Below are 20373 nucleotides of genomic sequence, written 5' to 3'. Positions count from 1 at the left end.
TTACAAATCTAACATAACAGGACATGAAAAATAGATTATTATCATTTACATTGTTACTATTTATATTACTTTTTGCCTCATCTTGCGAAAAATGGCTGGATGTACAGCCACGTACAAAAGTAAAATCGGATGTGTTGCTGGAAACCGAGCAGGGATATAAAGACGCATTATTAGGAGCCTATACACTCCTGACACCCGAGTCTCTTTATGGGCGTGAATTATCTTTTGGCTTTTTCGACGCATTGGCAAAATTCTACGAACAAACATCAACTCAATACAGAGATCTTGCTGCGGGGAATAACCAGAATTTGTATACATTTCCAACAGTAAAGCCAAGAATAGATCAGTTTTGGAATGGCTTGTACAACGTTCAAGCCAATGTTAATAATATTTTGGATCATATCGATGCCGATAAAAATAAGTTTACAGGAAGTAACTACGCTATCATTAAGGGAGAAGCACTTGCTTTAAGGGCTTTTATTCACCTTGAGTTGTTTAAAATATTTGCTTCTAACGATGAGTTGAGTTTGGAACAACCGGCAATTCCTTATGTAAAAAGCTTGTCAACTAAAATTACTCCAAGTTCTACCGGGCTGGAAGTATTAAATTATATAACAGAAGACTTGACCGATGCGGCGACCTACCTGCAAAGCGATCCGATTACAAAAGGACAAAAGAAGTCCGCTGATGAATTTTTAAATGACCGGAACCTTCGCCTTAATTATTATGCCGTAAAGGGATTACTGGCACGAGCTTATTTATGGCAAAACGATTATTCAAAAGCCTTGGCTGCAGCCAGAGAGGTAATGCTGGCTGGCAATCAGATATTTCCATGGATCAAATCTGAAAACCTTATCAATAGCGATAATAAGCAGCAAGACCTTACCTTTTCTACAGAACATCTGTTTGCGTTAAATGTATTCAATTTACAAACTATAGCAAACAATTGGTTTACTGGAGCAACTTCTGATAGGCAGTTGACCAAGAGAGGCCGCATCGCATCAGGGGCATCTGTAACCTATTATTATGAAGGTTTATTTGAGAATACCCACACCGTTACTACCGGAGCAACAGATTACCGATTTCTAATTATTGCCGATCCCAATATCGTTGCGTCCGATGCTTCATCCAATTATTATGTGCTAAAGAAATATTACCAACCTGCGGGCTATAATCCTGATTTTGCAGCACGGATTCCGTTGATTCGCCGTTCGGAAATGAACTACATTGCTGCCGAATGTATTTTAAACTTAAATGAAGCGGCTGATTTTCCGACAGCGATAGGCTATTTGAACGAAGTTCGTCAGCACAGAGGTATTACAACCGATTTGGTAAGCAATTTACCTGCCGCCAGCATCCGTATAGAAATAACGAAAGAATATTGGAAAGAATTTCAGGGAGAAGGCCAGTTTTTCTTTTATGCTAAAAGAAACAGGAGTGTTCCTGTTAATTTCCCAACAACGGCTACATTTGCAGGAGAATGGGCAAATTATGGTTCATTACCGGCTGCCCTATGGGTATTACCAAAACCGGATAATGAAATTGAATATAACAATTAGCAATATTTTTTATATTATTAAACTAAAAAAATGAAAACATTCACATACTTAGTATTTATTGCAGGCATTATGCTATTGAATGCCTGCAAAGAAAAGGATATTGATACTTACCAACAAGAATCACGTATCTACTTCCGTATTCCCGGTGAATTTAATCCTAGTCTGTCAAGCGATTCTTTGATCTACTCTTTTCCTTTTAATCCTACCGTTACCGACCATGATACCATTTGGTTTGAGGCTTGTATTATGGGGAATGCTGAACCAAGAGATAGAGAATTTGACTTCCGTATAGATACCGAAGGTACTACAGCTCAAGAAAATATTGATTTTAAGATTGTAAATACAGTAGTGCCTGCCGGAGCATTTAAAGCAAAAGTTCCTATCGTTATTTATAAAACAGCAGAACTGAAAAACTCGTCTGTACGATTACAACTTTCTGTAGTAGAAAACCAAAATTTCAAAGCCGGGTACAACAATTATACCCAAGCTGTTTTTGTTTGGGGTGATAAATTCATGAAGCCGGCTAATTGGGATAGCTCAAATTATTCTTCGGCCTTTGGATCTTTTTCACAAGTGAGAGTTCAATTCATTCTCGATGCCTGCAATATTACCAAATTACCCGACCCTAGTAATTTTACCTTAATGGGATATTATAATCAGGTAGTACGCAATGCGTTAAATGAGTATAACAGAGGAAAGGTCTTTGCCGATCAATTAAAAGATGAGAATAATACCCCTGTATTCTTTTCTGTATTTGGTGCTCCAGGACTCGGTTAATTGACAGTTAAACACATGAAATGAACACAATTTCAAAAAGTAAACACAGGATTTAATTTTAAAAAAAATAGACTGATGAAAATTTTTAATTCAATTATATTATTTTGTTTTTCAGCCCTTGTATTTATTTCCTGTCAAAAGGAGAAGATGGATAATTACAAGTATAAAAACCTGAATACCGCATTTGTTGATACGTCGACATTTGCGAAACAAATGGTTACCAGGCAAAATGAAATATTTGCTATTACCCCGGTATTTAAGTCGGGAATTGACCCCACAAAATTGACCTACGAATGGCGTTTAACAAAAGTTGAATATGCTCCTGATCCTTTTACCGGGAAGTATTTGGACACTGTTTTGAGCACAGCACAAAACTTGTCAGTAAATATTCCTTTCAGTCCGGGACCGTATATCTTAAGGTTACATGTTTTTGATCCGGCCAATGGAAATGTAGCACAAATAATTAATACCCCGCTCACTGTAAGTTCTTATGCTTTGTCTGGCCTTATGTTGTTGCATGGCGATGCTAATTCCTGTGATGTTAGTACGTTGGTAAACAGCAAAGTAAACACTTTACTGCCTGAAAGTGTAGATTCGATACAAAGAAATATTTTTTCTATAGTAAACGGAAAGAAAATAGAAGGTACTGCTCGGTCTATAGCCTTTAAAAATCATGGTGCCAATGGAGCAGATAGTAAAGTTTACGTATTTACACATCCGAATGGAGGGTATAGGACGGACTTTGGTGCACTGAATATTACAGATTCTTATAACACCTTGTTTAGTGTTACTCCTCCTGCCAATGTTCAGGGATATGGATCGATTGGTGCAACTGAATTTTTGATTAACGATGGAGGTGTATATACGCAGGGACAAAGTAATCCAGTAGGATTTAAGCCTTTTGGTGTAAAGAATTTTCTAGGTAATTCAGTAAATCCGAGCACTTATGTCGCAACGCCTTATTTTGCGATTGATTTTGATAAAGTAAGTGCCAATAATGCCGCCAACGCAGGTGTATTTTATGATCAAAATGCACGACGTTTTTTGGCTGCTAGAAATGACAACACGATAAGTTTATTTTCAGGTGTTGCTCCTGTAGGTGGTTTTAGCCTAAGTGCTGCCGGTAAATGGATGGTATATGGCGAACAAGGGTACAGTCCTAGCCTGCTTTCTCCATACTTCTCAAGGTATTGGTATTGTGTCATGTCGGATGTGAACTTCACAAATCCGATTTCGGCGAAAGTGGGTACAAGAAAAGTATATATAGTTGACCTGGGAAGACTTCCAGACCCTAACTTCCCTAGTGATATGACCCGTTCTCTTATCCTTACGAGCAATTTGAGGGGAATTGCCGTTAAAGATATAAGCCTTGCACAGGATATCGATGATGCCCAATATTTTGCGTTCGGTAACAAAGGTAACATCATGTATTATGCTACCGACAAAAAAGTTTATATGAGCAACGATTACCAAACAGCTAATCTTTATTACGATATTAATACCAACTATCCCGGTAATGAGATCACTTGTATGCAGGTGTTCAAGGTAAATGGTCATCTTAACGATGGGCAACTTTTGTATGTAGCCCTTTTCGATGGAACTAACAGCACCTTATTGCAAATTCCTATTAATGGCATTAATGGAACAATAATTGGTGATGTGAAATCATATACGGGTATTTCTGGAAAAATTTCAGCAATGAATTATAAACCGTTTTAGTGCTGGTAGGGTAGTACAAATGAAAAACTAATTTTTGCAATCGTTAGCTAGTCTGACGATTGCAAATAATAAACAGTACTTAACAAATCGTTTTATTAAATAAAAACCGCTGTAATGAAACTAACAAAAACAATATCAGCATTGGCTATTGTTGTGGCACTAGCTATTTCAGGTTGTTCAAAATCAGACAATCCAATCGATGATTCGAAGCCCGCTCCGCCCGTGAGTAATAATTACCCTAAGCCAAAAAACTTAACGGAAATGTCAGGTTTGTTAACAATTGCTATAAAAGCATTTACAAATACTGTTTATTTTGATATGTCTGCTATGAATGTGGCCGATAATCAAATAGAGATTACTGCCAGTAATGCCTATAATAATGTAATAAATAATGATGCTTCTTTAAAATATGCTTATCAGGTGGTGTCTATTTATAATAAAAACGCAAAAGTTTTAAAGTGTGATATAAAATATATGCCGTATAAGCTAGGTATTGATCCAAATACAGTACCTACAAGCACAAAAAAAGTCAATAGCTACAATGATCTCATTACTGCAGTATCAAGCTCCCCTCTTGGACAAGATATTCCTATTGCCATCACCAATAAAAACCTCGATTTTAATACCATGCAACTTGTGTTGGGAAACCAATGTGGCTATGGCTATATTGTTCATTCTTTTAACGCCGATGCAACTACCGTTAAATCTGCCCCCGCACCAATGGGATTGCCGGGTGCACCAACCGGTATGAACGATTGTATTTCAAGAATCAATGCAATTAAAGATTCTGTTAATCATATTTTGGCCCGTATCATCACCCCAGGTATGACAAATGATCAAAAGCTAACAGCGGTTTATAACTATGTAACCCCCGCTTTATACGATTTTAGTTACAACACCCCTAACTTGAATTTTGATTCGCAAACTGCTCTTGGTGTTTTTAAAAATAAATTGGCTGTTTGTGGTGGCTTCTCTTGGGCTTTTTATATGTTGGCAAATGCTGCAGGAGTTCAGTGCTATAATGTTGGAGGGAGTGCAGGTGCAACCCCAATTGGTCATGCTTGGAGCATGGCAAACTATAACGGGGGGTATTTTTACTTTGATGCTACCTGGGATCGAGGCAGAACATTTTCCAATTATTCGTATTTTGCTAAAACCGAAGCTTATTTTCTTCAAAACCTCCATACTTGGAATAATACCATGATCAACGCTTTAGTGACCGAGAAACTATAAAACAACGTTATGGGGCAATTTGATGTATAATTAATTGTTGGCCGGTAATAAATAACCTCCCGTCTCTTTAAATTATATCATTGTGAAATAACAGTTAAGCCGCCTAAAGGCTTCCTAACAGTGATGAACTGAGCTTGCGAGTTCTTGAACACTATGAAAAAGTAAGCAAAGAGTGAAAAATATTGCTCATGATGGCTTCATAGCATGCTGATGAAAATCAATACGCCAAAGTTACTTTTCGCTGCTATTTGTGGTCTAATTACCATAGCTTTGCAGAAGACAATATTTGTACGGTCGGCAATATCAGCGGAATAGTAAAAGAAACGAAAATGTCTGTTACGTGTATTTCTAAAACCAGAAACAAATGTAGATAAAGCGGTTATCATCAAATGAACTGTACGAGTTTAAAATTAAAGGTATTCGAAATAGTGTTTACTTTACTGCGGAAAAGGAAATGTAAAGATTATCGGTGATAAGAATAAACTATACACCGCTTCGGTAAAATCGGAGCTATAGAGTATAGCGCAAAATAAATTAAAAAGCAAAATGATAAATATGAATAGGTTAGCAATTATTGTAGTAATAGTATGTGGATTTTTAGACGTCAATGCAACATACGCTGTAGAGAAGCAATGTATTGTAAAAGGTAAGATTATCGGTGTAGATAGTAAAGCAAATCTTTATGTGTTGAAAAAAACAGGCGAATTTACGGTAGATACTGTTGCTACGGCTAAGTTTAATGACCAGGGGGAATTTACATTCGTTGTTCCTAGTGAAGAGAAAGGTAAAGTGTTGGATGTTCGTTTCAGTAGTATGAGGGGATTTTTTTCTTTTATTTCTGAGCCGGGAAACATCCGGATTAACGGAGATATAAGCAATATATATGCGGTCCAAGTAAAAGGTACAGTGGAAAATGAGCGATGGAATACGTATAGGGATCAGATGATGTATTGGACCAAAGACCGTAATATGCTCAACATGAGTAAAGATATATCTAGGGAAGATAAAATAGAACGACATAAACAACTAGATCTACTACAAAAACACTATGTAGATTCTTTGGTTATGAATTTTCCGAACTCAGTGGTGGCATTGTATTTGGCAAAAATGCCACTTCCTATGTTGAATCATGAGGAGATAGCGTCTCTTTTAACCCAGTTTGAACCGTATTTTGCGGAGCACCACTATTTCCAAGAGATGAAAGAACGCTATAATATCCTTCGCAAGGTATCGGTAGGAATGGAAGCTCCTGATTTTACATCTGTTCGCGAAGACGGTAAAACAGTAATTTCGTTAGCGGATTTCAAAGGTAAATATGTCTTGTTAGACTTCTGGGCATCGTGGTGTGTGCCTTGTAGAGCAGAGAATAAACATACTAAGGAGTTGTACGAAAAGTATCATTCACTAGGTTTAGAGTTTATTTCCTTTTCATTAGATGCTGATATTAAAGCTTGGAATAAAGCGATACAGACCGATGGCTTAGTATGGAACAATGCTTCAGATTTAAAAGTAGGCAAGTTATCGCCAGTTGCTCAGAAATATGGCATTGATGGTCTACCCGCAATTTGGGTTATCGACCCTCAAGGAAAAGTAATAGGTGACAATATCCGTGGTGAAGAGTTAAATAAATTGCTGTCCGAGATATTTATAAAGTAGAGGCTTTAATTAGGTGGATTATGGTGTATACGCCACCTAATTAATTGGCTTATATACCCATAATCCCAATTTAATTGCATTCAAATCAGTTATTCAGATTTTTATTTATGAGATCATTTTCAAAAACGCTAGGTCTATGGCTATTGCTTTTCTTGTTTTATAGTTCGGTATTTGCCCAACACGATGGCGGTATGTGGTTACTGCCAATGGTGGAGAAGTTTAATGCAGAGGATTTAAAGGAAAAGGGATTGGAGATTCCTCTTGAACAATTAGGAGGGCAAGACGGAGCACTTACTGAGGCTGTTGTTCAGTTTGGCAAGGGCTGTACAGCTTCTTTTATATCTTCCACAGGCTTATTGCTGACCAATTATCATTGTGCCTACAGTGCCATTCAAGATTTGGATAATGCCAAGCGCAATCTATGGGTCAACGGATATTGGGCTTCAAACTACAAAGAAGAGCTTCCGGCTTCCGGGTTATCTGTTACGGTCAATAGGAAAATCTTGGATATCAGTGCTGAGTTTGCAGCATTGTGTTCAAAAAAGCCGACAAAGCAAGAGATAATCAGTGCAGAAAAGCAGCTGGAGGCAAAATATCGAAAGCAATATCCTGCTCCAAATCGGATTCTGATGAAGAGTTATAATGAACATAAAATAGTGACCTTATATGTTCAAGAACAATATAATGATGTCCGTTTGGTAGGAATAGCGCCAAAATCGGTCGCTAAATTTGGAGGGGAAACCGATAATTGGATGTGGCCTAGACACAGTGGTGATTTTGCACTGTTCAGGGTGTACACCGATGTTCCGGGTAAATCACAGACAGTAGATAAAGTACCGTTGAAACCAAAAAAATGGCTTAAGGTCGATACTAATGGAATTTATAAGGGTGATTTCACGATGTCGATGGGATTCCCTATGATGTCGGATAGATATTCAACTTCTTTTCAGGTCAATGAAAAAGTAACCGTATTAAACCCGCCGATGATCATCGCCCGAAAGAAGGTGATGGATATCTATAGCCAAGCTATGACGGCATCGGATATTATCCGGAGACAGTATCAGGAGAAATTTGCAGAGATGGCTAATTATTATAAGAATGCAATTGGCATGAATTTTTGGATTGATACCTTACAAACGGTGCGCAAAAAGGAACAAGTGGAAGCCTCCTGGCTACAGGGAACAGTCGATGCTGCTGAGTTGAAGAGGAGGCAAGACCTATACCATAATATTCAGAAATCTATTCAGGAAAATGCATCCGATATGCGTGCACTGACCTATTACGGCGAGGCTACTGCTGCATGTGAGGTAATTCGTTTTATTTCTAGTTTTGGTAAATCTTATACGGAACTCGATAAACGACCGATTGCTGACAAATCTAATCTATTGAGTAATATCTCTTTGTATTATAATCGGTTTGATATGGATGTGGATAGACACATTACTAAAGAAATGATGAAATTAATGATCGATAGCCTGTCGGTAGACCAATTGCCTAAGCTTTTTGTAGAAAAAGGATTGACAACCTATCGTGCGATCGACGGCTTTGTTGACGAGCTGTATGAAAAATCTATTTTTGCAGATAGTGCAAAGCTGATTGCTTGGGTGAAAAAGCCTTCGTATAGTATCAGTTCGGATGTAGCAGTCACTTTTGCAGAAGCCTTGTCTGAAAAACACCGAGCTGTTTTTCAGATAGCTATTCCGAATAACTACAGCGTTAACGGCTTGGTAGGCCGTTATAGAACGAGTGCAACTAAGAATATTGATGCTCCCTGGTATCCCGATGCGGATAAGACTATTCGACTATCTTACGGCAAGGTTGATGACCTTCGTCTCGGAGGTAATATAGTAAAGTATTATACGGCAATGGACGAGATGTTAGTAAAAGCGAAGTCGGGTAAAAAGGATTATGAACTACATCCTAAGCTGACACAAATCATCGAAGGTAAGCAGTTTAGAAATTATGCTGTTAACGGACAGATGCCAGTTTGTTTTATCACAGAAGGGGATGTTACCGGTGGGAATTCCGGAAGTCCTATGCTAAACGGCAAGGGAGATCTAATCGGGTTGGTGTTTGATTGCAATTGGGAATCTATGACACGTGAGTTTAACTTTGATAAAGAATTGCACCGTGTTATATGTGCCGATATCCGTTACCTACTGCTGCTGACAGAGGAGTTCTCGGGGAGTAAAAGGATTTTAAATGAAATGGATTTTGTATCCGTTAACTAGTGAATGATATGAAAATAAATTTGTTTTTAATAATAGCCTTATTGCCATTTTTTGGGTACACACAATCCCAAACCTTTGTAATACAGGGAAAACTTAATGAGCCTGCAAAAACGGGTAAGGTCTTTCTGTCCTATAAGACTGCGGAAAAAAAGTTTGTTCGAGATTCCTTATTAGTCAAAAATGGAGAATTTTCATTTAGTGGGAAATTGACGGAACCGGTATTAGCACAATTGACCTTTAGGGAATCAGGAGCCAAGAAGCAGTTTGTGTATGATTACGTAGAATTTTATGTGTTTGATACCGTAGCTAATGTCGAAGTTGTTTCGACTTTCCATGAGGCCAAGATACAAGGGGGGCAAATCCAACGTGATTTTTTAGCGTATGAAGAAGCCTTACGTCTCCCCAATGAACAGGTCTCTAAGTTGAATAAGGAATTTAATGATTCGCCTAATAAGAAAAATAAGGAGTTCAAAGACTCCATGAAAATGGAGTATGACAAGGTGTATGTGCAAAGAAAACAGTTGCAGGAAGACTATTTCAATCATAATCTAGATTCATATTTTAATGTATTGGCTTTACGGGAGATTGCAGGTAATTATTTTGATGTAAACAAGATTGAACCTATGTTTAATTTGTTAAATCCAAGCTGGAAAAGTACGGTATATGCGAAGGAAATAAAGGAGCGTATCGCTTTGGTCAAGAAAACAGCGATAGGAACTGTAGCTCCTGATTTTGAACTGCCAGATGTCAACGGTAAATTGATAAAACTCTCCGATTTTCGTGGGAGGTATGTGCTGATAGATTTTTGGGCATCTTGGTGTGGTCCGTGCCGTGAAGAGAATCCACATGTGAAAGAAGCTTATGAGGCTTTCAAAGACAGGGGATTGAAAATCTTGGGTATATCATTAGATCAACAAAATCAAAAGCAAGCTTGGATCAAGGCAATTCATGATGATGAACTACCTTGGATTCAATTGTCTGATTTGAAAGGATGGAGAAGCCCTGTTGTATCGAGTTACGGCATAAAAGCTATTCCTCAAAATTTCTTGATCGATCCGCAAGGTAAAATAGTGGCCGCGGATCTTCGGGGGAAGGGATTGATTACAAAATTGAATGAGATAATAAAATAGCTGTTAAAGATGAACAAGAATTATTATCTATAAATCATTGTTTAACTAAAAAAAGTCCTAACACTCAATGAGGTCACTGAAAAAGTGTCCTTTTAGAAAAAGTGAAGAAAAGGAGTAGAGAGCAATAGTTTTCTGTTCCTTTTTTCGTATCTTAAAGTCGGCTTTAACGGACTTCAGGATGCTTTCTACTCAACAAAAAATACAATTCAGTTCCTGTTCAGGATTGTACGATATCATTGTTCCAAAAGACAATCTACTTCGAAAAATCAACGATCTTATCGATTTCAGTTTTATCTATGACGAGCTTTTGGAGAAGTATTGCAGCACTAATGGTCGTACTGCGGAGAGCCCCATCAAGATGTTCAAGTACCTTCTGTTAAAGACCATCTATACCGTTTCGGATGTAGATGTTGTTGAGCGTTCCAGATATGATATGTCGTTTAAATACTTTCTTGAAATGCCCCCCCGAGGAGGATGTGATCAATTCCAGTTCCCTCACCAAGTTCCGCAAGCTGAGGTTAAAGGACATGGATCTTTTGAACCTGTTGATCAACAATACCGTATCAATTGCTTTGGAGAAAGGAATTATTAAATCAAAGTCCATCATCGTAGATGCCACCCATACCCATTCCAGATCGAACCCCTATACAGCATTGGAAGTTCTTAAGGAACGTTCCAAGCTATTAAGAAAAGTGATCTATCAGATTGATGGGGAATACAGGGAGAATCTGCCCCAAAACAACGAATCCAACGATCTCGATCAAGAGCTTACCTGTTGTAAGGAATTACAGAGGGTCCTTGAGCAGGATCAGGCTATCAGTGAAATACCGGCTGTAAAAGAAAAGCTGAACCTTTTAAAGGAAACCCTTGAGGACACGAAAGAATACTACCTGGTTTCCAAAGATGATGAGGCCAGGCTTGGCTATAAATCCGTAGACAGTAGTTTCTTTGGCTACAAAACACATCTGGTGATGACCGGGGAGCGCATTATCACGGCAGCGGTCGTTACGACGGGCGAAAAAGGCGACGGTCCGGAGCTGCCGCGTTTATTGGAGATCAGCCAACAGAATGGAATGGAAGTGGACACGATCATAGGTGATGCTGCATATTCTGGAAAAGACAACCTTCAGTTGGCAAAAGAGCAGAATATTGATATCGTAGCTAAATTGAATCCGGCAGTCAGCCAAGGATGCAGGAAAGAAGGAAATCTGTTTCACTATAATAAAGACGCAGGGATGTTTGTCTGTCCAGCAGGACATTTGGCAATCAGGAAAGCTCGTCAAGGGAAAAAGGGCCAAGCTACAAATCAAACTGAGACGTATTACTTTGATGTTGAGAAATGTAAGGGATGCCCACTAAGAGAAGGCTGTTACAAGCCAGGTTCTAAAACCAAGAGCTATTCGGTCTCCATAAAATCTGAACGTCACAAAGAACAGATGGCTTTCCAAGAATCAGAATATTATCGAAACAAATCTAAGGAAAGATATAAAATTGAAGCAAAGAATAGTGAGCTCAAAAATGTTCATGGTTATGGAAGAGCAGACTCATACGGCATCCAGAATATACAAATGCAAGGTGCAATGGCAATCTTTACTGTAAACTTAAAAAGAATCCTGAAATTGATCTAAAAAGGAGGACTATTACCTCGAAAATAACCACGATTGGACACTAAAAACCCAAATAGTCGCTATTGGTCACTTAAAATTCTATCAGGGACATTAAAAAAACGAACTTCTGAAAATACTTAAAATAAAAATGACCGAGATAGGTTAGACCCATACTCAGTCATTTCTTTAAGACTCATTAAAATGTTAAGGCTTTTTCGGTGACCTCCACTCAATTAGGACTTTTTTTATGATTTTACACACATAAACTCTGTCAGATTTTATGATATTCAATTATTTCAGGACTTCGAAATCTTGATATGAATAAGTAAGTGCTTGATATATAATGAAATAAATATATTTTTTTAATAAAAACTCTGTCAAAAGTCTGCCAAAAAACGTAATTTTAAACAAAATAATAATGAAATGAAAACAAAGAAAGGGCCTCTTTAAACGAAAGAAAGCGACTTTTTCAAGTCGCTTTACTTAAGCGGAGAGGGCGGGATTCGAACCCGCGGTACCGTTTCCAGTACGACAGTTTAGCAAACTGTTCCTTTCGGCCACTCAGGCACCTCTCCAGGTTTTGACAGTGCAAACATAAACCAAAATTTTCATTCTGCAAAGTCAAAATGCCTATTTTTTAATAAAAAAATGACCTCTTAAATTAACCTTCTGACAATCAATTTATTTTAATTTGCTTCTTTCTTTTTATTCAAATCATAGTCGATACGTATATGGTGTATACTCATTAACATAGATTTGAAAATTTCAGATACATCACTAATATCTTTCATCGTAATGTTTGATTTGGCAAATTGTTTTTGCATCAATTTGTGTTCAATGATCTTGTCGACTAATTTACTGATAGATTGTTGTGTAGGTTCTTTTAACGATCTTGAAGCTGCCTCAACAGAGTCCGCCATCATCAATACTGCAGTTTCTTTTGAAAATGGAATTGGACCAGGATAATGAAATATAGTCTCATCAACTAATTTTTCAGGATTATTTTTAATAAACATATTGTAAAAATAATCTACCTTGGTCGTGCCGTGATGTGTTCTTATAAAATCGATTACTACTTCAGGTAGTTGATTGCGGCGTGCAATCTCTATTCCTTTCAGGACATGTGATATAATAATTTGAGCACTTTGCTCGGGGGTTAACTCTTCATGTGGGTTGGCGCCGGTTTTTTGATTCTCAATGAAATATAGGGGATTGGTTATCTTACCTATATCATGGTATAATGCTCCGGCACGAATAAGTAGTGGATTACCACCGATCTTATAAATAGCTGCTTCGGCCAGATTTGCCACTTGTAGGGAATGCTGAAACGTACCAGGAGCTTTAAGTGATAGTTCTCTCAGTAGCTTGGAATTGCTGTTTGTTAACTCCATCAATGTAAGATCGGAAACGATTCCAAAAAGCTTTTCAAAAGCATAAATAAGGGGATAGGCCAATAGGGTGAGGCCCACACTTACAACAAAGGGAATTAGTTCGTTCCAATATATATTTTGAAAAGAACCATTGCGCGTAAGTACCAATCCAATGTATGCAATGATATAAGTGGCGAGTATCAACCCGCTGGAAATCAAAAACTGTTCTCGCTTTACCATAGTCTTGATACTGTAGATGGCTACCAGTCCTGCCATGATTTGTAAGAAAACAAAGTCATAGCTATTTGGGACAAAAAGGGCTGCAACCAATACCATCAATAAATGGATATTAAGCGCTACCCGGGTGTCAAATAGAATACGAAATATAATAGGTACACCACAGTAAGGGATGTAATATAAGCTGGGAATCTGGATCTTTATCGCCCAGGAGAGTACACCCAACATAGATATAATGACAATGTAAATGATTAAAAGTAGTCGGTTGTTATTATATATATGTCGACGGAAAAAGAATAAAAATACCATGAGCAGGCTCATCGCTAATCCTACAATTAAAAATTGTCCGAGTACAACATAGTTCTGATTTCCGCTTATCTTGGCTTCATCTTCAAATACCTTCTTCAGGGACTCCAATTTTTGATAGGTTTCACCATTGATGATTTTATCTCTTTCGGCTATCAGTTCTCCTTTTTGAACCATTCCTCTCGTTGTAGAGATGTTTGCCAGAGCAGTTTGTTCGATCTTGTCGGTAAGGGTTTCGTTGTAGATAAGGTTTACCGTGACATAATTTTTCAAAACTTCCGTTAGCCAAGCTTTATGGGTTATTTTGTTGCTCTTAGCCAATGTTTGGCTGATGTAGTTATTGGCCATTTCAATAGTGAAACAGTCAGCGGTATTCTTTTGTTGGGCCACATTGCCATTCATCAGGGTGAAATTGTAATTAGATTCCGTGGGATCTAATTTATCTGATTCCTTTCCCTTCGTCTGATATCGATTGTTAAGGGAAATTATCCCCCTATTATAAATGTAATTGAGGAGCGCTAAGCCCATATCTTTATAGTCTTCGATATGGAGTGTTTCAACTGTATCTAGTTGTGATGCTTGCCATTTTTCCGCAATATCTGTTACGAACTGATCGATTTGTTCTTTACTAATAGATATCTGCAAATTGTATACAGGCTGAACGGTCTTTAAGATTTGCTGTTTATCTTTGTCAAGTTCCTCCTTGGTTTTTAGGATAGCAAAATTATAGGGGGAAATAAGGTTTTCATGATTCCACGCTTTTCCTTTTTGAAACTCGTATCGGAAGCGAGGCTGCTTGGGTAGGAAGACACAGATAAGTACAATGGTAAGGATAACCATACCGTATTTTAACACCGTAGAGTTGTGCTGTAGTTTCGAGTTAACGTAATTTATTTTGAGCTTAGCCACTATAAAAAAGCAATGTAAATAGTTCTTAAACAAACTTAGACAAAATGCACTGCATTCACAAACTGAGCTAGCGAGCTCATGTGTGCCATTGAGAGCAAACACAAATACATAACTTAGCGAAGCGATCTCGTGTATGATAGAAGAATAGGGGCGATATTACCCAAATCAAGATATAGATTTTGGTTATAACTCCAATTTTTTATTTTTTAAAGTATTAAAAATCAATATATAATTATGTTTATATGTATTATATGTTTACTTAATATTGTTATAATGAGATGTAGTATCGAATTCAAAAAATGAAATGATATCATAGCTTTTTCCTTGATATAGACTAAAAATACTTCAATTTCATGGGGTGTAGATCTTACAAAGCTGATTTGTCGCCTTGTAGTGGTATTCAATAAGTGCTGTTTCGGGTTTGATAATCTGCGTGCTGTCTTTTAACTTATAGTTTTAACATTCTGTTAATGAGTGTTTATTTTGTTTTTATATTAAGTATTAGTGTTTGTTGAATTTTGATGTCTTAATAGATTGAGGGGAATAGGATCGGCATGATAATAAATAAAAAAGTTATCTCCTAAAAAAGTGGAATATCCTTATCTTTGTACAAAAACAAAGACTTATGTCAGCTATAAAACACCTTATTGCCCCGTCTGTATTAGCGGCAGATTTCGCAAACCTGAGCAAGGATATTCAGATGGTCAATGAAAGCGAAGCGGATTGGTTTCATATTGATATCATGGATGGCGTTTTCGTCCCAAATATTTCTTTTGGATTTCCAGTAATGCATGCTATTTCAAAACATGCTACAAAGCCATTAGATGTTCATTTGATGATTGTCGACCCCGATCGTTATCTGAAGACGTGTAAAGACAATGGGGCGGAAATTATCACCGTGCATTATGAAGCGTGCACACATTTACACCGTACCCTTGCAGAGATAAAAGAGCTAGGTTGTAAAGCCGGTGTTGCGCTAAATCCACATACATCCGTGCAGCTTTTGAAAGATGTAATTCAAGATATTGATCTGGTATGTTTGATGTCTGTCAATCCCGGGTTCGGAGGACAAAAGTTCATAGAACATACATATACAAAAATTAGGGAATTACGTGCTTTGGCTGCTGGAACTAACGACAATCTGCGGATAGAAATAGATGGTGGGGTGACTACAGCTAATGCTGCAAAATTAATCCGTGCCGGTGCAGATGTACTAGTGGCCGGTTCTTTTGTGTTTAATTCAGATACTCCGAAGGAGACGATAAAGGAACTTAAGGCGATCGATACGGATATACAGGTCATTTAATGGTATATACATTGCTATTGAACAGGGGTATGCTTAAATAAAGTGTATCCTTTTTTTATTGACTTTGCATTTACAATCTATATTTGAGGTAATTGTTGTTTTTAATTTTAACTTTCTGAATTGCAGCTAGTTATTATTTGACTTGATTCTTGTTTAGAACTTTTCCAAATTGAATCAAAGCGGTATTTAATTGCGTTAAAACTTTGATTTTTCGTATTTTTGTGTCCAATATTAAATCGATAGCTTAATTCGAGTATGTCGTTAAACTTAGTAAATTAAAAATTTTATATAAATGGCTTTTGATATAGACATGATCAAAAAGGTTTATTCTCAATACGATGAGCGTATAAATGCGGCTCGTCAGATTGTAAATAAGCCATTGACACTTTCGGAGAAAATTTTGTACACCCACCTTTGGAACGGTAATGCTTCTGATGCTTATGAGCGTGGTAAATCCTATGTGGACTTTGCTCCAGATCGTGTGGCTATGCAGGATGCAACGGCTCAGATGGCTTTGTTGCAATTTATGCAAGCGGGTCGTCCGCAAGCGGCTGTTCCCTCTACCGTTCACTGTGATCACTTGATTCAAGCTCGTGATGGTGCGGAGCAAGATTTAACGCGGGCAAAACAAGAGAGTTCGGAAGTATTCAACTTTTTAAGTTCCGTATCAAATAAATATGGTATTGGTTTCTGGAAACCAGGAGCTGGTATTATCCATCAGGTTGTGCTAGAAAACTATGCTTTCCCAGGTGGCTTGATGATCGGTACTGATTCACATACTGTGAATGCTGGTGGTCTGGGTATGTTGGCTATCGGAGTTGGGGGGGCAGATGCGTGTGATGTGATGGCAGGATTGCCTTGGGAGCTTAAATTTCCCAAATTAATCGGTATAAAACTTACAGGTAGATTAAGTGGTTGGGCTGCTCCTAAAGACGTGATCTTAAAAGTAGCTGGTATTCTTACGGTAAAAGGTGGTACAGGATGTATTGTCGAGTATTTTGGTGACGGTGCGGAATCGTTGTCATGTACAGGTAAAGGTACAATCTGTAATATGGGGGCTGAGATTGGTGCTACAACGTCTACATTCGGTTACGATGAATCCATGGAGCGTTACCTACGTTCTACTGATCGTGCTGATGTAGCTGATGCGGCCAATGCGATCAAACAACATCTGACTGCTGATGCCGAGGTATATGCTGATCCGGAAACATATTTTGATCAGGTAATCGAAATCAATTTATCCGAATTAGAGCCTTCGTTGAACGGTCCTTTCACACCGGATTTATATACACCAATTTCACGTATGCGTGAGGAGGCTGCTAAAAATGGATGGCCTACAAAAGTGGAATGGGGATTGATTGGGTCGTGTACCAATTCTTCTTACGAAGATTTATCCCGCGCTGCTTCAATTGCCAAACAGGCCATTGAAAAAGGGTTGGTAACACAAGCTGAATTCGGTATTAACCCGGGTTCTGAACAAGTGCGTTATACGGCAGACCGTGATGGTTTATTGAAAACGTTCGAGGATCTAAATGCGACGATCTTTACAAATGCATGTGGTCCATGTATCGGTATGTGGGATCGTGCAGGTGCGGATAAGCAAGAGAAGAACACTATTGTTCACTCTTTCAACCGTAACTTTGCAAAACGTGCCGATGGTAATCCAAATACCTATGCTTTCGTAACATCGCCCGAAATGGTTGCCGCTATTGCCATTTCAGGTGATTTAGGATTTAATCCGGTAACGGATACATTGACGAATAAAAATGGTGAACAGGTTAAACTAGATCCGCCTACTGGTGACGAATTACCTGCAAAAGGGTTTGCAGTTGAAGATGCGGGATATCAAGCTCCGGCTGCGGATGGTTCATCAGTTATTGTTGAAGTGTCTCCTACCTCTGATCGTCTTCAATTGTTGGAACCGTTTGCAGCTTGGGAAGGCACTGACTTAAAAGGCTTGAAATTATTAATCAAAGCCAAAGGTAAGTGTACTACAGACCACATTTCTATGGCTGGCCCTTGGTTGAAATACCGTGGTCACTTAGATAATATCTCCAACAACATGTTGATCGGTGCGGTAAACTATTACAACGATAAAACAGATTTTGTTAAAAACCAGCTAACAGGTGAGTATGGTCCGGTACCCGCGACTCAGCGTGCTTACAAAGCAGCTGATATAGGTTCAATCGTTGTAGGTGACGAAAACTACGGTGAAGGTTCTTCACGTGAGCATGCCGCAATGGAACCTCGTCATTTAGGTGTTCGTGCGGTATTAGTAAAATCTTTTGCACGTATCCATGAGACAAACTTGAAAAAACAAGGTATGTTGGGATTGACTTTCGTGAATAAAGATGATTACGATAAAATACAGGAAAATGATACGATTGATATCATCGGTTTGACAGAATTTGCGCCAAACAAACCTTTGACGATTGTATTACACCATACTGATGGTTCGTCAGAAGAAATTTTGGTAAATCATACGTATAATGTACAACAAATTGAATGGTTCAAAGCTGGTGGTGCATTAAACATCATTCGTAGAAACCAGGCTAACTAAAACTTAGCTTTTATAAAATGATAGCGAATCCCCGAACTGAAAAGTACGGGGATTTTTTTTCTTGTTTTTTATAATAGAAATCGCTGTTGACAGTAGGCTGTCATTATGAGTAACTTTGATTTATCAATAGCGATACAATTAAATTATAAAAGAACATGAACACAGCAATTATTTCAAAAGAGGAGTTATTAAGTCATTGGCAAGGTCACCGTACGTTAACTCGTAAAACGATCGAGAAGTTTCCAGAACAGGAGTTGTTCTCTTTTTCCATAGGAGGGATGCGCACATTTGCTGAATTGGTAAAAGAACTATTGTCTATAGCTGGGCCCGGACTTGAGGGGATTGTAAATAATTCGACCGATCATTATAACCATAATCTCCCCTTAAATACAAAAGACGAACTGTTGGCGAAATGGGATTTGGAGACTCCCCGGATTAACGAATTATACCGTCAAATACCGGAGGAGCGCTTTCATGAAAATTTTAATTTATTTGGTGAATATGAATTTCCGATAATTCAAAATATCCAGTATTTCATCGATAATGAAATCCATCACCGGGCACAAGGCTATGTGTACTTGAGAGCTTTAAATATTGAACCTCCATTTTTTTGGGATAGATAGCAATCAACGGCACCGCTAAATTACTCGTGGTGCTGTTGATTTTCCATTTTATCCCAATCTTCTTTCAGTACAGCATATACAACCAGATCATGTAGTTTGTCGTTCACTTTTTCGACCTGTCGTAATACCCCTTCTTGGGTAAAGCCCAGTTTTTGGGGAACAGCTTGACTTTTTATATTTTCTTTTGCGGCTAATATTTCTATTCGGTTTAAATGAAGAGTATCAAATGCGTAGCTAATTAAACGCCGGCAGGCCCGAATGATTATTCCCCGACCCTGTGCTTGCTCTGTAAGCCAATAACCAATAGAGGCGTGTTGATTATATCTATCGATGTGATGGAGGCCTATTCGCCCAACGATTTGGTTGCTGACGATAATTTCATAGCTGATTTCGGTGCCTTCTTCAATAAGCGTATTGCATTTCGCTAAGTAGCTCGACAGGTCATCGATGTCTTTCATACTGTGCACCCAAGGCAAAAAGCCAGATAAATGTGCTCGATTCCGATCAACTGCCTCAAATAAAGCTTCAGCATGTGATACACTGCTCCGTGCTAAATGAATGTTTTTATCAATAATGATCATATATGCTGTGGATTATTGGATATTCTCCTGATAAGATGCGTGCGTTATTTATGTTTGTCATGATAGCGGGAAATCAAACGTTCAAAAAGTCAACGTTTCTATTGCGCATTTGTTGCTATAAATTATTGTTTTTAAGACTCTGTGCCCGCTTCGCCAATAATGGGTACACCGGCCTGTTCCACACTTTTTATATCACCGTATATTGTACGGGGACTTGCTTCAAATCGATCCGAAAGCTCCTTCGCTTTAACGATGCGCTTGGATTGTAATTGTATAAGGATTTCTACTATTCTGTCAAATCTTTTCTTTAAATCTTTAGGCACGTTTCTCTTGTTTTGTGTATTTCATCCGTAATTATTTTAATTCACCGACAAATAGAGCCCTTATTAGAATTTTATTAAGTATCATTCATTTGAGTTTGCTTTATAGCGTATTGATGAGATCGCAAGCTCGGTTTGTGAATACAGCGCATTTTATCTAAGTTTAAAGATAATATTTAATTGTTACTGCCAAGAGGATTTTTATCTAAATAGGTTTCCTATGAAATATTCATCTTGTCTGATGCGAAG

Annotated in this window: 13 protein-coding genes, 1 tRNA gene and 1 pseudogene; 11 read left to right on the top strand and 4 right to left on the bottom strand. The window is 38.0% G+C overall.

Annotated elements, in window-relative coordinates:
• Positions 1 to 23: 23 nt before the first annotated feature.
• The 8 genes and pseudogenes from E4F24_RS11770 to E4F24_RS11735 all read left to right on the top strand — a co-directional run bounded on the left by E4F24_RS11770 (position 24) and on the right by E4F24_RS11735 (position 11933).
• The gene (locus tag E4F24_RS11770) at positions 24 to 1559 is read left to right on the top strand and encodes a RagB/SusD family nutrient uptake outer membrane protein (RefSeq protein WP_140939007.1); all 1536 of its coding nucleotides are present in this window, start codon (positions 24 to 26) and stop codon (positions 1557 to 1559) included.
• 30 nt (positions 1560 to 1589) lie between these two features.
• A complete protein-coding gene (locus E4F24_RS11765) occupies positions 1590 to 2336 on the top strand; it encodes a DUF4843 domain-containing protein (RefSeq protein WP_140939005.1) in 747 nt (248 codons plus the stop codon).
• Between the two features lie 147 nt (positions 2337 to 2483).
• A complete protein-coding gene (locus E4F24_RS11760; protein ID WP_181182462.1) occupies positions 2484 to 4055 on the top strand; it encodes a PKD-like family lipoprotein in 1572 nt (523 codons plus the stop codon).
• Positions 4056 to 4169: 114 nt separating this feature from the next.
• Positions 4170 to 5288 carry a transglutaminase domain-containing protein gene (locus E4F24_RS11755; RefSeq protein WP_140939001.1) on the top strand — a complete coding sequence of 373 codons (1119 nt, stop codon included), beginning with the start codon at positions 4170 to 4172 and terminating at the stop codon, positions 5286 to 5288.
• 555 nt (positions 5289 to 5843) lie between these two features.
• A complete protein-coding gene (locus E4F24_RS14085) occupies positions 5844 to 6944 on the top strand; it encodes a redoxin domain-containing protein (RefSeq protein ID WP_181182461.1) in 1101 nt (366 codons plus the stop codon).
• 107 nt (positions 6945 to 7051) lie between these two features.
• Positions 7052 to 9175 (top strand): S46 family peptidase, encoded by a 2124-nt coding sequence (locus E4F24_RS11745; RefSeq protein WP_140938997.1) that lies wholly within the window; start codon positions 7052 to 7054, stop codon positions 9173 to 9175.
• Between the two features lie 8 nt (positions 9176 to 9183).
• Complete coding sequence (locus tag E4F24_RS11740) at positions 9184 to 10305, top strand: TlpA disulfide reductase family protein (RefSeq protein WP_140938995.1); 1122 nt, start codon at positions 9184 to 9186, stop codon at positions 10303 to 10305.
• Between the two features lie 178 nt (positions 10306 to 10483).
• A pseudogene (locus E4F24_RS11735) lies at positions 10484 to 11933 on the top strand (IS1182 family transposase).
• Positions 11934 to 12400: 467 nt separating this feature from the next.
• Here the strand turns inward: E4F24_RS11735 and E4F24_RS11730 are convergent.
• Positions 12401 to 12487, bottom strand: a tRNA-Ser gene (locus tag E4F24_RS11730).
• A 111-nt stretch (positions 12488 to 12598) separates the two neighbouring features.
• Complete coding sequence (locus tag E4F24_RS11725) at positions 12599 to 14734, bottom strand: HD family phosphohydrolase (protein ID WP_140938993.1); 2136 nt, start codon at positions 14732 to 14734, stop codon at positions 12599 to 12601.
• Positions 14735 to 15359: 625 nt separating this feature from the next.
• Between E4F24_RS11725 and rpe the strand changes: the two genes are divergently transcribed.
• The 3 genes from rpe to E4F24_RS11710 all read left to right on the top strand — a co-directional run bounded on the left by rpe (position 15360) and on the right by E4F24_RS11710 (position 19223).
• Positions 15360 to 16040: a ribulose-phosphate 3-epimerase gene (gene rpe, locus E4F24_RS11720; RefSeq protein ID WP_140938991.1), complete on the top strand. Its 681-nt coding sequence runs from the start codon at positions 15360 to 15362 to the stop codon at positions 16038 to 16040.
• Positions 16041 to 16332: 292 nt separating this feature from the next.
• A complete protein-coding gene (locus E4F24_RS11715) occupies positions 16333 to 18600 on the top strand; it encodes an aconitate hydratase (RefSeq protein ID WP_140938989.1) in 2268 nt (755 codons plus the stop codon).
• Positions 18601 to 18755: 155 nt separating this feature from the next.
• Positions 18756 to 19223, top strand: a complete 468-nt coding sequence (locus E4F24_RS11710) for a DinB family protein (protein WP_140938987.1) — start codon at positions 18756 to 18758, stop codon at positions 19221 to 19223.
• Positions 19224 to 19243: 20 nt separating this feature from the next.
• Here the strand turns inward: E4F24_RS11710 and E4F24_RS11705 are convergent, their stop codons facing one another.
• Both E4F24_RS11705 and E4F24_RS11700 read right to left on the bottom strand, forming a co-directional pair.
• On the bottom strand, positions 19244 to 19804 hold the full coding sequence (locus tag E4F24_RS11705; RefSeq protein WP_140938985.1) for a GNAT family N-acetyltransferase: 561 nt from the start codon (positions 19802 to 19804) through the stop codon (positions 19244 to 19246).
• Between the two features lie 131 nt (positions 19805 to 19935).
• The gene (locus tag E4F24_RS11700; RefSeq protein WP_140938983.1) at positions 19936 to 20127 is read right to left on the bottom strand and encodes a helix-turn-helix transcriptional regulator; all 192 of its coding nucleotides are present in this window, start codon (positions 20125 to 20127) and stop codon (positions 19936 to 19938) included.
• Positions 20128 to 20373 lie beyond the last annotated feature (246 nt).

The sequence above is a fragment of the Sphingobacterium lumbrici genome (assembly GCF_006476045.1).
Taxonomy (GTDB): domain Bacteria; phylum Bacteroidota; class Bacteroidia; order Sphingobacteriales; family Sphingobacteriaceae; genus Sphingobacterium; species Sphingobacterium lumbrici.
The sequence above is the reverse complement of the archived record's forward strand: the minus strand, read 5'-3'. Positions and strand labels throughout refer to the sequence as shown.